This window comes from Micrococcaceae bacterium Sec5.8 (assembly GCA_039636775.1).
In the GTDB taxonomy this organism is placed as follows: domain Bacteria; phylum Actinomycetota; class Actinomycetes; order Actinomycetales; family Micrococcaceae; genus Arthrobacter.
Genome location: CP143429.1, coordinates 93,095 through 108,431, shown reverse-complemented (window position 1 = coordinate 108,431; position 15,337 = coordinate 93,095). Strand labels below are relative to the sequence as shown.

Annotated in this window: 14 protein-coding genes; 8 read left to right on the top strand and 6 right to left on the bottom strand. The window is 66.6% G+C overall.

Annotation, left to right across the window (positions count from 1 at the left end):
• Window positions 1-4 precede the first annotated feature (4 nt).
• Window positions 5-1,069: a diacylglycerol kinase family protein gene (locus VUN84_00540; GenBank protein ID XAS64218.1), complete on the top strand. Its 1,065-nt coding sequence runs from the start codon at window positions 5-7 to the stop codon at window positions 1,067-1,069.
• Here the strand turns inward: VUN84_00540 and VUN84_00535 are convergent.
• From VUN84_00535 to VUN84_00525, 3 genes are all read right to left on the bottom strand, one after another.
• The gene (locus tag VUN84_00535) at window positions 1,066-1,287 is read right to left on the bottom strand and encodes a hypothetical protein (protein XAS64217.1); all 222 of its coding nucleotides are present in this window, start codon (window positions 1,285-1,287) and stop codon (window positions 1,066-1,068) included. The two genes, VUN84_00540 and VUN84_00535, sit on opposite strands and share 4 nt — an antisense overlap.
• Before the next feature lie 99 nt (window positions 1,288-1,386).
• Window positions 1,387-2,367: a prephenate dehydratase gene (gene pheA / locus VUN84_00530; protein XAS64216.1), complete on the bottom strand. Its 981-nt coding sequence runs from the start codon at window positions 2,365-2,367 to the stop codon at window positions 1,387-1,389.
• A gap of 18 nt (window positions 2,368-2,385) precedes the next feature.
• Window positions 2,386-2,712, bottom strand: a complete 327-nt coding sequence (locus VUN84_00525) for a rhodanese-like domain-containing protein (GenBank protein XAS64215.1) — start codon at window positions 2,710-2,712, stop codon at window positions 2,386-2,388.
• Between the two features lie 205 nt (window positions 2,713-2,917).
• Between VUN84_00525 and VUN84_00520 the strand changes: the two genes are divergently transcribed.
• The 4 genes from VUN84_00520 (at window position 2,918) to VUN84_00505 (ending at window position 8,004) form a co-directional block, all read left to right on the top strand.
• The gene (locus VUN84_00520) at window positions 2,918-4,357 is read left to right on the top strand and encodes an amidase (GenBank protein XAS64214.1); all 1,440 of its coding nucleotides are present in this window, start codon (window positions 2,918-2,920) and stop codon (window positions 4,355-4,357) included.
• Between the two features lie 122 nt (window positions 4,358-4,479).
• On the top strand, window positions 4,480-5,592 hold the full coding sequence (locus tag VUN84_00515; GenBank protein ID XAS64213.1) for an alcohol dehydrogenase catalytic domain-containing protein: 1,113 nt from the start codon (window positions 4,480-4,482) through the stop codon (window positions 5,590-5,592).
• Between the two features lie 92 nt (window positions 5,593-5,684).
• The gene (locus VUN84_00510) at window positions 5,685-7,154 is read left to right on the top strand and encodes a peptide MFS transporter (protein ID XAS64212.1); all 1,470 of its coding nucleotides are present in this window, start codon (window positions 5,685-5,687) and stop codon (window positions 7,152-7,154) included.
• Window positions 7,155-7,158: 4 nt separating this feature from the next.
• Window positions 7,159-8,004 (top strand): phosphotransferase, encoded by an 846-nt coding sequence (locus tag VUN84_00505; GenBank protein XAS64211.1) that lies wholly within the window; start codon window positions 7,159-7,161, stop codon window positions 8,002-8,004.
• A gap of 422 nt (window positions 8,005-8,426) precedes the next feature.
• On the opposite strand, the gene VUN84_00500 is transcribed toward VUN84_00505, so the two are convergent.
• Window positions 8,427-8,954, bottom strand: coding sequence for a DUF4190 domain-containing protein (locus tag VUN84_00500; GenBank protein XAS64210.1), 528 nt, complete (start codon window positions 8,952-8,954; stop codon window positions 8,427-8,429).
• 136 nt (window positions 8,955-9,090) lie between these two features.
• On the opposite strand from VUN84_00500, the gene pgm reads away from it, so the two are divergent.
• Window positions 9,091-10,764 carry a phosphoglucomutase (alpha-D-glucose-1,6-bisphosphate-dependent) gene (gene pgm / locus VUN84_00495; protein ID XAS64209.1) on the top strand — a complete coding sequence of 558 codons (1,674 nt, stop codon included), beginning with the start codon at window positions 9,091-9,093 and terminating at the stop codon, window positions 10,762-10,764.
• A gap of 66 nt (window positions 10,765-10,830) precedes the next feature.
• Here pgm and VUN84_00490 read toward each other — a convergent pair whose 3' ends face one another.
• Both VUN84_00490 and VUN84_00485 read right to left on the bottom strand, forming a co-directional pair.
• A complete protein-coding gene (locus VUN84_00490; protein XAS64208.1) occupies window positions 10,831-11,364 on the bottom strand; it encodes a hypothetical protein in 534 nt (177 codons plus the stop codon).
• Between the two features lie 196 nt (window positions 11,365-11,560).
• Window positions 11,561-12,166, bottom strand: coding sequence for a malonic semialdehyde reductase (locus VUN84_00485; protein ID XAS64207.1), 606 nt, complete (start codon window positions 12,164-12,166; stop codon window positions 11,561-11,563).
• A 228-nt stretch (window positions 12,167-12,394) separates the two neighbouring features.
• Here VUN84_00485 and VUN84_00480 point away from each other — a divergent pair, with 228 nt between their 5' ends.
• On the top strand, window positions 12,395-13,726 hold the full coding sequence (locus VUN84_00480; GenBank protein ID XAS64206.1) for a solute carrier family 23 protein: 1,332 nt from the start codon (window positions 12,395-12,397) through the stop codon (window positions 13,724-13,726).
• A gap of 339 nt (window positions 13,727-14,065) precedes the next feature.
• Entirely contained in the window at window positions 14,066-15,226 is a 1,161-nt protein-coding gene (locus tag VUN84_00475; GenBank protein XAS65900.1) for an IS30 family transposase, read from the top strand.
• Window positions 15,227-15,337: the final 111 nt, after the last annotated feature.

Genomic DNA, 15,337 nt, shown 5'->3' with positions numbered 1-15,337 from the left:
CACCATGCGCGACTGGCTGCTCTATCTCGTTATCGCTGGAGTCCTGGCCTTTGCCCTCTCCAGTTGGTGGGGAGTGCGCAAGCTCAAAGCCCGGCACACCCGCAGCGCCGTGTGGGAGGAAACCCACAGCCCGGGCCTCGGCCAGCAGAAAGTGGCCGTGGTGATGAATCCGATCAAGTCCCGCTCGGTCGAGGCCCGCGGCCTGATTGAGGATGCCTGCGCAGCTGCCGGTTGGATGCCGCCGCGGTTTTTTGACACCACCGCTGAGGACCCCGGGTTCTCGCAGGCGAGGGCAGCGGTGGAGTACGGTGCCGACGTCGTCCTCGTGGGCGGCGGTGACGGCACCGTCAGGGTCGTAGCTGACATCCTTGCCGGCACGGACACCGCCATGGGCCTGATACCGCTCGGCACCGGAAACCTGCTGGCCCGCAATATCCATCTGGCGGTGGGTGACCTGCACGCAAATATCGAGACCGCGTTGTTCGGGCACCAGCGATTCATCGACACGGCCCGGATGCGGGTGGAGAATTCGCGCACCGGCACCTCAGCGGAACACACGTTCCTGGTCATTGCCGGCATTGGGATGGACGCAGAGGTGGTGGGGGACACCAGCGACGGACTCAAAAGAGCGGTGGGCTGGCTGGCTTACACCGAGGCCGGTGTGCGCCATCTTCCCGGCCGCCGCAAGAAGGTGTCCATCTCGCTGGACGGCCAGCCGCAACAGAGCCGGAAGATCCGCAGCGTGCTGTTCGCCAACTGCGGCCTGATCCCCGGCGGGATCGACTTCATACCTCAAGCCATGATCGACGACGGAATGCTCGACGTTGTGGTCATGAGCCCGCGCAGCGCGATTGGCTGGCTGGCGATGTACTGGAAAATTGTCCTTAAGCACAAGCGGAACCTGCCGGTGATGACGTATTACCGCTCGGGTCAGATCACCATCCGCTGCGCGGAACCAATGGCGACACAGGTGGACGGCGATCCCACCGGCGCCGCGACGAAAGTCACCGTCCAGGTGGCCCCCGGCTCGCTGCTCGTCCGGGTGAGGGACGGCAGCGAGTCGGTTTAGGCGCTGGCCTCGTTCTTCGCGTCGGCAGCCTTTTTTGCTTCGGCTGCGGCTTTGGCAGCGCGCGCTTCGGACTGCTCGCGGATCATTGCCTGCTCCTCTTCGAAGCGCAGCCGGTCTGCACGGTCGGCGTCGTCCCCGTCCCAGTCCTGATTGTCAGCGGTCGGCTTGGGATTGACGATCATTCCCTGGCCGTCATTTTCTAGGCTGGTATCTGCCATGACCTGCTCCTGCTCCCTCGGTTGAGGACTTCCCCAATATGGATCAGGCAAGCATACGCACAGTTTCAGGAGGGCGGAAGCGCGCCGTGGGGCTTTTGTCTACGCTGTGGGCGAAGCTTTCGTCATATATTCCGGGACCACAGATGCTCCGGACAGTATGTCTTTGACCCAGGCATGCGCGGCCCGGAACGCCTGGTCAGAGGTGTGCGGCTCCACGACCGTCCGGTGTCCGTCGGCGCGGCCGTACGAACCCAGGAAGCGGGTGGCCGGGCTGATCCGGTGCAGACCTGCCAGGGCATCCGCCATCCGTGCGTCCGCGACGTGGCCGTCCGCGTCGATGCTGAAGAAGTAATGACCCAGGTACTGGCCGGTGGGCCGGGACTCAATCCGGCTGAGGTTCACTCCCCGGGTGGCGAACTGGTCGAGGATTTCCATCAGCGCGCCCGGGCGGTCCTCCGGCAGGGGCACCACCACCGTGGTCTTGTCCGCGCCCGTTGGCTCCGGCAGTTGACCGGGCCGTCCGACCAGCACAAAGCGGGTGACTGCCCCCGGGTTATCGCCAATGTCTGCCGCCAGCACGGTCAGGCCCGGCTGCTCGGCGGCCACGATCGGAGCGCAGATGGCGGCGTCGTAGTGGACGCCATCCTCCAGCAGCCCCATGGCCGCGGCCGCAGTGGAAGACCCCGGGACGTATTCCGCATCGGGAATGTTATTTTCGGCCCAGAGCCTGCACTGCGCCCAGGCGTGGCCGTGGGTGGAAATCCGCCGGATGTCCTTGATCCGGATGCCGGCCCGGGCCACCAGCACAAAGCTGATCGGCACCAAGGCCTCGCGCAGGATCCGCAGTTCCTGTCCTGTGGCTATGGCATCGAGGGTGGCGGTGACGCCGCCCTCCACGGAGTTCTCGATGGGCACCATGGCTGCGTCGGCGGAACCGTTCCGGACCTTGTCCAGCGCCGCGTTGACGTTCGACGCCGGCACGCGGGTGGCCTCCGCCGCGTCTGGCACCTGCATCAGGGCCGCCTCGGTGAAGGTGCCCGCAGGTCCGAGGAAGGTGTAGGTGAGGGGTGAGGCGGGCATCGGCGCTTCTTTCTTTGACTACAGGATGACGGGCTTGAGTCCGCTGTCGGACACCAGCGGCATTCCGGCTTCCAGCCACTGGTCCATCCCACCGGCCACATTCAGGGCGGAATACCCCTGTCCGCAGAGCCACTGGGCAGCACGGAAGGAGCGGCCGCCGGTGCGGCACACAACGAAGAGATCCTCGTCGGGATCCAAATCCTCGATCCGGGCAGGAAGCTGGTCCAACGGGATATGCAGGGCTCCGGCGGCGTGCCCCGCCACCCACTCGTACTCTTCGCGGACGTCGAGGATTTTGGCCCCGTCAGGGATGTCGGAAACGGTCACGGTGTCGAAGTCGCTCATGGTCGTCCTTCCATGGAATGTTTGGCTCTGCCCTTAGCGTATCGCCAGCCGCCGGTGCCGAACCCTCGGCCGGCAGCAGGTTACGCTGTGGGGATGGTGCACAGGAGACCCCCGGCTACTGATCGGCTTACCATCCCGGCAGCCCCCATCCGCCCGCGCCACCACCGGAAATGTTCCGCCGGGGAACAGCCGGGGCCGCGGCGCCGTGCCTGAAATCCATGAACTTCCGGCCGTGGAACTCCGGAACGCCCTGCGCAGGGGTGAGCTCTCCTCCCGGCAGGTGACTGCGCACTATCTGGACCGGATTGCGGCGGAAAACCCGCATCTTGGCGCATTCATTACGGTCACCGCGGAGCAGGCCCTGCTGGCCGCGGCGGCTGCGGACGAAGCCCACGTCCGGGCCGCCCGCGAGGGAAGCGAACCGGCGCTGCTGCATGGAATGCCGCTGGCCTTCAAAGACCTTACGGACGTCGCCGGCGTCGTGACCTCGCACGGCAGCGCCGCCCTGGACCACAAGCCGGCGCTGACCGACAGCGCGATCGTCGCCAGGCTCAGGCAGGCCGGCGTGGTCTCGCTGGGGAAGACCCAGGTGCCGGAGTTCGGGCTCACGGCGTACAGCGAGAACCGGATTGCGCCGCCGTCGCGGAACCCGTATGCCCTCAGCCGCAGCTCGGGCGGGTCCACCGGCGGAAGCGCCGCTGCGGTGGCCGCCGGGCTGATTCCCTTCGCGCCCGGCTCCGACGGTGGCGGTTCGGTCCGCATTCCGGCCGCCGCCTGCGGACTGGTGGGCCTCAAGCCGGGACGCGGCCTCGTCCCCGCCGGTGAAAGCACCGGCGACCCGGCCGGTCTGGTGGTGTCCGGGCCGCTCGCGCGATCCGCGGCGGACGCCGCCCTGCTCCTCGATGCGCTGGTCCCTGCTCCGCCCCGTGGTTCCGCTGCCCCCGCGGCCAGCTACCTAGCCCTGGCCGCGCAGCAGCCGGCCAAACTCCGGATCGGCGTCACCCTGGCGAGCCCCTGGCAAAGGATCTTCCCGTTCACCCCGGAGCCCGAGGCACTCGACGCCCTCGCCGAGGGCATCCGCCTGCTCGAAGCGGCCGGCCACGAGACCGCGGACGCCGTCATTCACTACGACAACCGGTACCCGGCCGCGTTTACGACGGCGTGGACCGCCGCCGTCGGCGATGCCCGGATCGCGCCACAGCGTGAGGCGCTCCTGACCCCGCTGACCCGCACCTTCCGGCGCCGGGCCCAGCAACGCGGACCCGCGGCGCGGGCCGAAGCGCTGAGCTTCCTGCGCCAGTTCCAGCACGACACCATCGCCCAGTACGCTGCCTGGGATCTGATGCTTATGCCTGCGCTGGCCCAGACACCCCGCCCGGTGGGCTGGTTTACCGGAACGGCTCACGGGATCGGGTACTGGCCGGCGGCCGAGTGGGCCGGGGACGCCGACGGCGACTACCGCAAGCAGTGCGAGTACGCACCGTGGTCGTCTCTGGTGAACGTTTGTGGACTGCCGGCAATCAGCATCCCGGTGCACTGGACTGGCGGGGCAAGGGGTGCCGGACTGCCGATGGGTGTGCAGCTGATCGGGCCGATGGGTTCCGAGGCGTTGCTGCTGCAACTGGCCACGCAGCTGGGTTTCTAACCCCCGCCGCACGGTCAGCGGGTGAATCCGCGGGCCTGGGCCGCTACGGTTTAGCTGAGCAGGTCAGGACATGTCCAGTCCGGAACTTCCCGGACGGGAAACTTCCCCTACGAGAGGAATCGATGAAGATCACCGGAGCAGTACTTGAGGAAATCGGCCGCCCGCGCCCGTTCGCGGACTCCAGGCCCATCACCATCTCCGAGTTGGAGTTGGCCGGTCCCGGACCCACCGAAATCCTGGTGAAGATCGAAGCCGCCGGCATCTGCCACTCGGACTTGAGCGTTGTGGACGGCAATCGGGTGCGTCCGGTGCCCATGCTGCTGGGCCATGAGGCTGCCGGACGCGTCGTCGAGGTGGGCCCGGAGGTCACGGACCTGGTACCGGGCCAGCGCGTGGTGATGTCGTTTCTGCCCCGCTGCGAAGAGTGCGAAAACTGCGCCGAAGACGGCCGGCTCCCCTGCACCGCGGGCTCCAAGAGCAACGGTGCAGGCACACTCCTGCACGGGTCGATGCGGCTGAGCCGCGGCGGCGCAAACATCTACCACCACCTGGGGGTTTCGGGCTTCGCCACCCACGCCGTCGTGGACCGCGCCTCTGCGGTGCCGGTGGGTGATGACATCCCGGCGGACATCGCCGCCGTCCTCGGCTGCGCCGTCCTGACCGGAGGCGGCGCCGTCCTCAACGCGGCCCGGCCCCGGCCCCAGGACAGCGTAATGATCGTGGGGCTCGGCGGTGTGGGGATGGCCGCACTGATCACAGCCGTCTCCCAGGGGGTCTCGCGGATTGTCGCCGTGGACACGCTCGAGCAGAAACTCGAGCATGCCCGCCGCCTGGGCGCCCACGAGACTTACACTCCGCAGCAGGTTTTGGCGGACGGCGTCAAAGCCCGGTATGTGATCGAGTGCGCCGGAAACCCTCGGGCCTTCGAAACCGCGTTCGCCGCCACCGCGGTGGGTGGAACCACGATCACCGCCGGCCTGCCGCACCCGGACGCCCGGGCCCAGATCTCGCCGCTGACCGTCACCGCCGAGGCCAGGACCATCGTGGGCAGCTACCTCGGTTCTGCCGTGCCGGCCCGGGACATTCCGAAGTACGCGCAGCTCTGGCGGGAGGGCAAACTGCCCGTCGAGGAGCTGATCTCGGCACGCATCCCGCTGACGGATATCAACCAGGCCATGGACCAGCTGGCCGACGGGAAGGCGGTCCGCCAGGTCATCATGTTCGACGCCGGGTAGCGCGCCCGGCCCGGCGACACATTCCGGCACTTGACTTGCCCCGGGGCGACGTCAATGTGACAATCCCGCCTCACACTGTCAGCATTAAGTAAATGAGCTCTACCCAACTCACCGATCCCCCCGCTGCAACGCCGGGCGATACGTCCTTTTTCGGCCATCCAAAGATGCTGGCCAGCCTCTTCTCCGTGGAAATGTGGGAGCGCTTCTCCTTCTACGGCATGCAGGGAATCCTGCTCTACTACATGTACTTCACGGCTGCCCAGGGCGGCCTGGACATTGAGCAGGGCCTGGCCGCCAGCCTCGTCGGCGCCTACGGCGGCGGCGTGTACCTCTCCACCATCCTGGGCGCCTGGCTCGCAGACCGGCTCTTCGGCTCTGAAAAGGTGCTGTTTGGTTCCGCCGTCATGATCATGGCCGGACACATTGCCCTCGCCCTGGTGCCGGGCATTCCCGGCCTGATCGCCGGCCTGGTGCTGGTGGGCGTCGGCTCCGGCGGCCTGAAAGCCAACGCCACCGCCCTGGTGGGAAGCCTCTACCGGGAAAACGACGAACGCCGCGACGCCGGGTTCTCCATTTTTTATATGGGCATCAACGCCGGCGCGCTCATCGGCCCCCTGGTCACCGGCTGGCTGCAGGTGAGCCAGGGGTTCCACTGGGGCTTCGGCGCTGCCGCCGTCGGCATGGCCGTGGGCCTGGCCATCTACGCGATGGGCCGCAAGAACCTGCCGGAAGAAGCGCACCGGGTGCATAACCCGTTGCCCGCCGCGGAGCGCACCAAGTACGGGCTGCGCTTCGCCGGCATCGCCGTGGTCATCGCCGCGCTGCTCGCCACCGGCATTGTCAACGCAGGCAACCTGGCCATGTCCATGGCGTACGCGGCAATCGCCGCGTCGGTTCTCTACTTTGCGCTGATCTTCAGCAGCAAGTTGGTTAACGGCACCGAACGCCGCCGGGTGGCAGCGTTCATCCCCTTGTACGTCGCCTCGGCTGCCTTCTGGGCCCTGTTCCAGCAGCAATTCACTTTCATCGCCGTGTACTCGGAGGAGAAGCTGGACCGTAACCTCTTCGGCTGGGAGATGCCGGCCGCCTGGGTCCAGTCGATCAACCCGGTGTTCATCATCATCTTCGCGGGTGTCCTGGCTGCCGTATGGACCCGGCTGGGCAACAGGCAGCCCGGTTCGGCTCTGAAATTCTCGATCGGTCTCTTCGTGATGGGCCTGGCGTTCCTGGCGTTCATCCCGCTGACCGGCGGGGGCAAGACCCCGCTGCTGGCACTGGTCGGAATCTTGTTCCTGTTCACCCTGGCGGAACTGTTCCTGTCCCCCATCGGTTTGTCCGTGACCACCAAGCTGGCTCCGGAGGCCTTCCGAACCCAGATGGTGGCGCTGTTTTTCCTCTCCGTCTCACTGGGCACCACGCTGGCGGGCATCCTGGCCGGGCTGTACAACCCGCAGGATGAACTCCCGTATTTCATCGGCATCGGCGGCACCGCGATACTGCTGGCGGTCGGCCTCGCCGCGGCTTCGCCTGCCATCAAGAAGCTTATGGGCGGCGTACGCTGACCCGATGAGCTCCAGGCACCGCCCACCGGTTGCGTCCCGCGTCTACGTCCCCGCCGCGGGCGAGGCGTCCGACGTCGAACAGATGCCGGCGGGCGATGTCACCGAAGGTGTGGTGCGGGTCGGCGGGACCATCCGCCGCCCGCACCAGCGGCAGTCCCTGGCCGTGGCCGCATACCTCGACTGGCTGGAGGACGCCGGGTTCGCCGGTTCCCCGCGCTTTCTGGGCCGGGACGCCGAGGGCAGGGACGCACTGACCTTCCTGCCCGGGCAGTGCGCCGGTGCCGTCCCGGAGCTGTGGGTCCAGTCCGAGGAGCTGCTTGCCTCCGTCGCGCAGCTGCTGCGACGCCTGCACCAAGCCTCGGCCGGGTTCGCGCCGGCGGAGCACCCGTTTCCACCCCGGCCGGTCAGCCAGGATCCGGCCGAGTTGGTCTGCCATCTGGACGTCACCCCGCAAAACGTGGTGGTCCAGTGCGGCCGCGCCGCCGGCCTGGTGGACTTTGACCTCGCCGGGCCCACGACGGCCCTGAAGGATTCCTTCAACACCGCCATGCACTGGGTGCCGCTCCGGGATCCGGCCGACCACTGGCCGGGCTGGGAGGGAACGGACCCGTTCCGGCGGCTGCGGATCTTCGCCGACGCGTACGGCTGGACAGCCACACAACGCCGACGGCTGCCCGCCGCCGGAATTGCGGCCACGGCCCTGAGTTACCAGCGGATGGAGCACAACGCCCAGGTTTTGGGCGGCGGCTGGGCCCGGATGTGGAACGAGGGCGTGGGCGGGCTCATCCTGCGCCGCCGCAGATGGCTGGAAGCCAACGCGGAACAGCTGACGGACGTGCTGCTCGAGTAGGTGCCGGGGGCCAGAATGTGCTCCGGTGCAAGGGACGCTCCCGGAGGACCAGGTCGCCGAGGCTGTTTGCGCCGACCCGCCCCAGCCAGGTGAACGAGGTGCCGAGCCGACGCAGGGCGATCGCCACGTTGCTTTCCGCGCCGACAATGCCAGCCGGGGGGGACTCGGTGAACGCGAGCGGGCCGGGGATTGCCGCCTTCATCAGCGCCATCGGCTCGCCCAGGGTGACCTTTACTCGGTGCTCCCCAAGACCGCGAACGCATCCTGGTTACGGTTCATGGGCTTTCTGCGCAACGTCACGTCCCCGGGGGCCGACTCCGGGCATGTGCTGCGGACGCTGGCCGCCGAAAGCGTCCAGCTTCTCCTCGGAGGTCGGCCGGCTCCTGGCAGAAGTCCCGTAGGACGTCAGCGGACGGCGGTGCCTACGCCCCGTAGCGCGTGGGGACGGAGCTGTTGCTGAGCGAAAACGCCACGGCGATGATGACAATGACCAGGATGGTCAACGCGATCCCCACGTAACCCAGGACCAGTCCGGCGATGGCCATGCCCTTTCCCGACGGTTCGCGCCGAAGGGCCAGGTGCCCGAGGATGACCGCCGCGAGCTGGGGCAACAGGAATACGCCGAGTCCGATAAACGCGGCAATCCCGCAGCACAGGCTCGCGATGCTCAGTCCCTTAGGTTCCGGCGGTACCCCGTAGTAGGCCGGCTGGCCGTACGCGTTGAACGGCCGGCCCGGCTGGCCGTACTGCGCCGGTACCCCATACGGCTGCTGCCCGTAGGGTGGCTGGCTCTGCGCGCCGTCGGCCTGCTGCGGCGCGCCGTACGTCTCTTCGGGCCGGACGGAATCGGGCTGGCGATACGGCGCGCCGGGCTCCTGCCCGGGAATGAACGACGGCGGCCGGTAGCCCTCCGGCGTCCCGTCCTTCTCCGGTTTCGGCTGGTCAGTCATAGCTTTCCCCCTCTGTAAGTCTTTCGATTCAGCCTACCGCCGCCGCGATCCGATGAGCAGGTGATTTGTTGCGTCACGAGGTCCGGAATCAGCCGAAATCATGTCACCTTCCCCCCCGGTCTGGCATGCTGGTGCAATGGCTAGCCGCGCGGGCACTGTTGCCCAACCCCAGGACCTTGTTGATCTCACTGCGCTCCTTGATGCGTACTACGACGTTTCCCCGGATCTAGGCGACCCCGGGCAGCGGGTGGCCTTCGGCACTTCCGGGCACCGGGGCTCGAGCCTGAAGGCCTCCTTCAACGAACCCCACATCCTCGCCATCACCCAGGCGATCGTGGAGTACAGGGCAGGACAAGGCATCACCGGGCCGCTGTACCTCGCCAAGGACACCCACGCCCTGAGCGAGCCGGCCCAAAATTCCGCCCTGGAAGTGCTCGCGGCCAACGGCGTCACCGTGCTGATCGATGCCCGGCACGGCTACACGCCCACTCCCTCGCTGAGCCACGCGATATTGACGCACAACAATAACTCCCCGGCCGGCGCCCCGCAGGCAGACGGCATCGTGGTGACCCCCAGCCACAACCCGCCCGGTGACGGCGGCTTCAAATACAACCCTCCGCACGGCGGCCCGGCCGACTCCGACGCCACGGGCTGGATCGCCAACCGGGCCAACGAACTCCTGGAAAACGGACTGCGCGGAATCAAGCGGATTCCCATCGCCGAGGCGCTGGGCGCGGACACCACGGGAAAGTTCGACTTCCTGAGCAGCTACGTGGACGACCTCCCCTCCGTCCTGGACCTCAATGCAATCCGTGAGGCGGGCGTCCGGATCGGCGCCGACCCGATGGGTGGCGCATCGGTGGACTACTGGGGTGAAATCGGCGAGCGGCACCACCTGAACCTCACGGTGGTCAACCCCACCGTGGACCCGCAGTGGGCCTTTATGACGCTTGACTGGGACGAGAAGATCCGGATGGACTGCTCCTCCCCGTCGGCGATGGCATCACTGATCAACAGGATGGCTGCTGGTGCGGACGGGTCCGCAGCCTTCGACATCGCTACCGGCAACGACGCCGACGCCGACCGTCATGGCATTGTCACCCCGTTTGTTGACGGACTGGGCGGGCTGATGAATCCCAACCACTACCTTGCCGTAGCGATTGACTATCTTTACCGACACCGGACGGGGTGGAACCCGCAGTCCGTGATCGGCAAGACCTTGGTGTCCTCCTCGATCATTGACCGCGTGGCGGAAAGCCTGGGCCGGAAGCTGGTTGAGGTGCCGGTCGGGTTCAAGTGGTTCGTGCCCGGGCTTCTGTCCGGCGAGGGGGCGTTCGGCGGCGAAGAATCCGCCGGCGCCTCGTTCAACAAGAAGGACGGCAGCGTGTGGACCACGGACAAGGACGGCATCCTGCTGGCCCTGCTCGCCTCGGAGATCACGGCAGTCACCGGCAAGTCGCCATCGCAGCTGTACAAGAACCTCACAGACCAGTTTGGCGACCCGGTCTACGCAAGGATCGACGCGGCGGCCACCCGGGACCAGAAGGCAGCGCTCGGCAAGCTCTCCGCGTCGGATGTCACTGCCACGGAACTGGCAGGTGAGACCATCACCGCCAAGCTAACCGAAGCGCCGGGGAACGGCGCTTCGATCGGCGGACTCAAAGTGGTTACTGAAAATGCCTGGTTTGCGGCCCGCCCGTCCGGGACCGAGGACGTTTACAAGATTTATGCCGAGTCCTTCAAGGGCGCAGAGCACCTCAAGCAGGTCCAGGCCGAGGCAAAGGCACTGGTGGACGGCATCATCTCCTGACGTCCGGCCCCCGGCCCCGCGGCGGCGGGGTGCCGGGGGTCTGCGCACGGTCTGCTTGGGCTGCCATCACCCGCCGGGAGCGGTCCAGAGCTTGAGGATGCGGCGCGTGGCATGGCTGCCGTCCGGGGCCATGTCCACCAGGGCGATCCGGTTCAGGACGAATTCGTCGCCTTCCCGGAGCCGGTTGCCGCCGCGGTGGGACACATGCGGCCGGAAGCCCGCCAAGGTGTAGCCGGGTGTGGCAATCCGGCCGGGCAGTTCCGCAACGATCCGCACGAGGGCCTCGTGCAATTCCTGCAGCGGGCCGCTCGGTTCAACCAGGCTGACCGGGATCAGGCCGGAGCGGCCAAACCCGGCCTCTGCGCCGGCGATGAGCCGGTTACCGAGGGCGGCGGAGGCGGGTCCGGCCATAAGAACGGCAATCCGGTCGGCGAGGGGGTCAGCTTGCGCCGGCTCCCGGACCGGGGACCCTGCGGGACCGGCGTCGTTGCCGGGGACGTCGAATCTTGCCAGGGTGATGTGCAGCGGCCACTCTTTCCGGTCAAACTCAAGTCCTTGAACGACCGGATCGAGAAAAGCCACCACCACCAGGTTGCGCATGGGGCAAGTCTGCCACGGCACCGGATACCGGGCCCCACAACCCTATGTTTACGGTGCGGAAGCGGGATAAAATAAGGAGCGGCCCCGGATGCGGCCTTGCGCTCAACCGCAGAATTGCGTCCCGAGTGCCTCCGGCCTGTCCCCCATGGTGCCGGAGGCACCTCCGCGGGTACACCGTGCCGGAGGCACCTCCGCGTCAGAGCGTGCGGACGACGTCCTCATAGGCAAACTTCGGCTTCGCTGGGCCCCAGGCGTCGGCGGCGGGCCGGCCGATGTTGACCACCAGGAAGCTCTTTTGGCTGCCGTCGGAGAAAAATGCCTTGTCGATGGCGGTGAAGTCTGCCCCCGTCATGGGTCCGGCGGAAAAGCCGAGAGAGCGGACGGCCAGGATGAAGTAGCCGGCCTGCAGGTGTGCGTTGTTGTTGCCGGTGGCGGCGGCGAGATCCGGGGCGGCGTCATACATGGCCTTGGGGGCGTTGTAGCCGGGCAGGAAGGCGTCCCACTGCTCGTGCCAGGATGTGTCGTAGCTGAGCACAGCAACAAGTGGCGCCGAGGCTGTCTTGGCGCGGTTGCCGTTGGCAAGGGTCGCCACCAACGCGGCGCGGGCTTCTGCGGATCGAATGTAGGTGACGCGCAGCGGCTGGGAATTGAAGGCGGTGGGGCCGAACTTGGTGAGCTCGTAGATAGCCCGGGCCTGTTCATCCGTGACGCCGCCGGTGAAGCTGTTGGCGGTGCGGGCTTCGGTGAAGATGGCATCCACTGCGGCGGCGTCAATTATTGCCTCATCATGGGCGATGGTCACGGGAATCCCTTTCGCTGGCACGCCCGCCTGTCGGCGGGCACTCATTGCGGACAAATAGTTGCAACTTCAAGTTACAGGTTCTGCTTCCCGCAGCCTCCCGTGACGTTCGGCACATCCGGCACTGTCCGCACAGGAGCGCTCCCGGCGAAGCATGCCGGAAACACCGGCGCGGTAAAGTTGCTCCGGAAGATTTCTTCCCGCCGCCACACATTCTCGAAAGGCCCGGCAATGAGCATGCTCGGAACCAAATGGAAGCTCCACGGCAACGGCAAATCGATCCGCCCCGGCGAAGTTGTGAAGCCGGATGAGCGTCTTGCCTGGCCGCTGACCATTGGCATCGGCATGCAGCACGTTGTGGCCATGTTCGGCGCCACCTTCCTGGTGCCCATCATTACCGGCATGCCGCCGGCCACCACGCTCTTCTTCTCCGGCATCGGCACCCTGCTGTTCCTGGTCATCACCAGGGGCCAGGTGCCGAGCTACCTCGGGTCAAGCTTCGCCTTTATCGCTCCGATCATGGCCTCTCAGCAGCAGTACGGCGTTGCCGGCGCACTGGGTGGCGTGGTGTTGGCCGGCGTCGGGCTGGCGGTCATCGGTGCGGTGGTACAGAAATTCGGTGCCGGCTGGATCAACCGGCTGATGCCCCCCATCGTCACGGGCGCCATCGTCGGGCTGATTGGGCTCAACCTCGCACCGGCGGCCAAGAACAACTTCGATGCCGCCCCGATCACAGCCCTCATCACCCTGGCCACGATCATCGTTGTCAGCGTCTTTTTCCGGGGTATCCTGGGCCGGCTGAGCATCCTGGTGGGCGTGGTGCTCGGCTACCTCGTGGCGGTCATCCGCGGCGAAGTGGACTTCTCCAAGATGGACTCCGCCGCCTGGGTGGGGCTGCCGTTCTTCCAGACCCCCGAATTCCACCTCGGTGTTGTTGGCCTGTTCGTGCCGGTGGTCCTGGTCCTCGTGGCGGAGAACATCGGCCATGTGAAGTCCGTGTCCGCCATGACCGGCCAAAACCTCGACGGCGTCTCGGGCCGCGCGCTGATGGCCGACGGCGCTGCCACGGTGCTTGCGGGCCTGGGCGGCGGCTCCGGCACCACCACTTACGCGGAAAACATCGGCGTCATGGCCGCCACCAAGGTCTATTCCACGGCGGCCTACTGGGTGGCCGGTGTCTTTGCCGTGGTGCTGAGCTTCTCGCCCAAGTTCGGGGAACTGATCGCCACCGTCCCGGCCGGTGTGCTCGGCGGCGCGGCCACGATGTTGTACGGCATGATCGGCGTTCTGGGCGTCAAGATCTGGGTGCAGAACAAGGTGAACTTCTCCAATCCGATCAACCTGACCACGGCCGCCGTGGCGCTCATTGTCGGGATCGCCGACTACACCTGGACCATCGGCGACCTGAAATTCACCGGCATCGCACTCGGTTCCGCGGCGGCACTGGTCATTTACCACGGCATGAAGGCCATCGCGAAGGCTCGGGGCACCGTTGCGGAGCCGGAAACGGAAAGCGCCGCCGCGGCTGCCGGCGCGAAGCGCCTGCCAAAGAACCGCCACTGACCTCCCGCACAGCACAAGAAAGGCCGGGCCGCCCCAGTTAGTGGACGGCTTGAGTTCTAGCGGTCGTTGCAACACCCAGAATTTTTGGGAGTTGCAACGACCGTGTCGTCTTTAACGAAAGAACATGTCGGCCCGAGGAAATACACGCTGGAGCAGAGGGATGAGTTCTTCGTCGTCTTCGATCGGCTCAAGAGCACACGAGCGGCGGCCAGCGAGCTGGGACTAAACCCGGCCACTTGTGCCGGCTGGGTGCGTAAAGCCGGGCTGAAGAGCCAGGGCAAGCCGGGGGCGCGGCCTCACCGGGGCCGGGATGAGTACTTCCGGTTGCGCAAGACCGGTGTGAGTCGGCGGGAGGCGGCTGAGGCCGCCGGAGTGCATCTTAGGACAGCTGAGGAGTGGGATTACGGGATCCGTAAGTCCAATGGCCGACGCATTTACCCGGATGGGCGGGTGGTCAACTACAAACGTGGTGTGACCACTATGACCCCGCCCGCCCACACGACCGGAACGGTCCTCGCCCCTCCGATATCGGTATCGGCACTTGAGAAACTCCTCGATCCGCGGTTCCTCAGCGCGCAGGAGCGGGAGATGATTCGCGACCTGAAAGCCGCTGGGTCGTCGATGAGGGCGATCGCCCACGCGCTTGGCCGATCGGCTTCAACGATCAGCCGCGAGCTGGGCCGAAATGCCGACGCCCTGCTGGGCTATCTGCCACACGGGGCGCATCGGAAAGCCGCTGCCCGGCGCGCACGGCCCAAGACGGCCAAGCTCGCTGGCGAGTCGGACCTGCGCGACTATGTGAAGGACAAACTGCTCATACGCTGGTCTCCGGAGCAGATCAGCCACACCCTGGTCGAAAAGTTCCCCGACCAACCGGAGATGCGTGTGAGTCCCGAGACGATTTATCAAGCCCTCTACGTTCAGGCGAGAGGCGGACTCAAACGCGAAATACAGGCCGCGCTGCGCACCGGTCGGACCCGCCGGAAACACCACCAGAGCGGGGAACAGCGCACCTCCCGGTTCGTGGACCCGATGGTCATGATATCCGAGCGTCCACCCGAGATCGAGGACCGCGCTGTGCCCGGCCATTGGGAGGGGGACCTCATCACCGGCGCCTACAACCAGTCCGCGATCGGAACCCTGGTCGAACGCACCACCCGCTACGTGATGCTCGTCCACCTACCCGGCGACCACACCGCCGAAACCGTCCGGGACGGGCTCATCAACACCATGTCTACCTTGCCGGCCCACCTTAGAGGCTCCCTCACCTGGGACCAAGGGGCCGAAATGGCCGCCCACAAGTCCTTCACCCTGGCCACCGACATGCAGGTCTACTTCTGCGACCCGGCCAGCCCCTGGCAGCGCGGTTCAAATGAGAACACCAACGGGCTGCTGCGCCAGTACTTCCCCAAAAGCACCGACCTGTCCGCCTACGGACCTGAAGACCTCGAACACGTCGCACAGGAACTCAACGGCCGCCCACGCAAAACGCTCGGCTGAGATACCCCAGCCGAGCGTCTACGTGATTTACTACTAACCACCTAACCAACAGGTGTTGCAACGACCCCTAGAAACCGCCCGGATCCCGGCCTTTCGCCGTTTTGCGGCGGC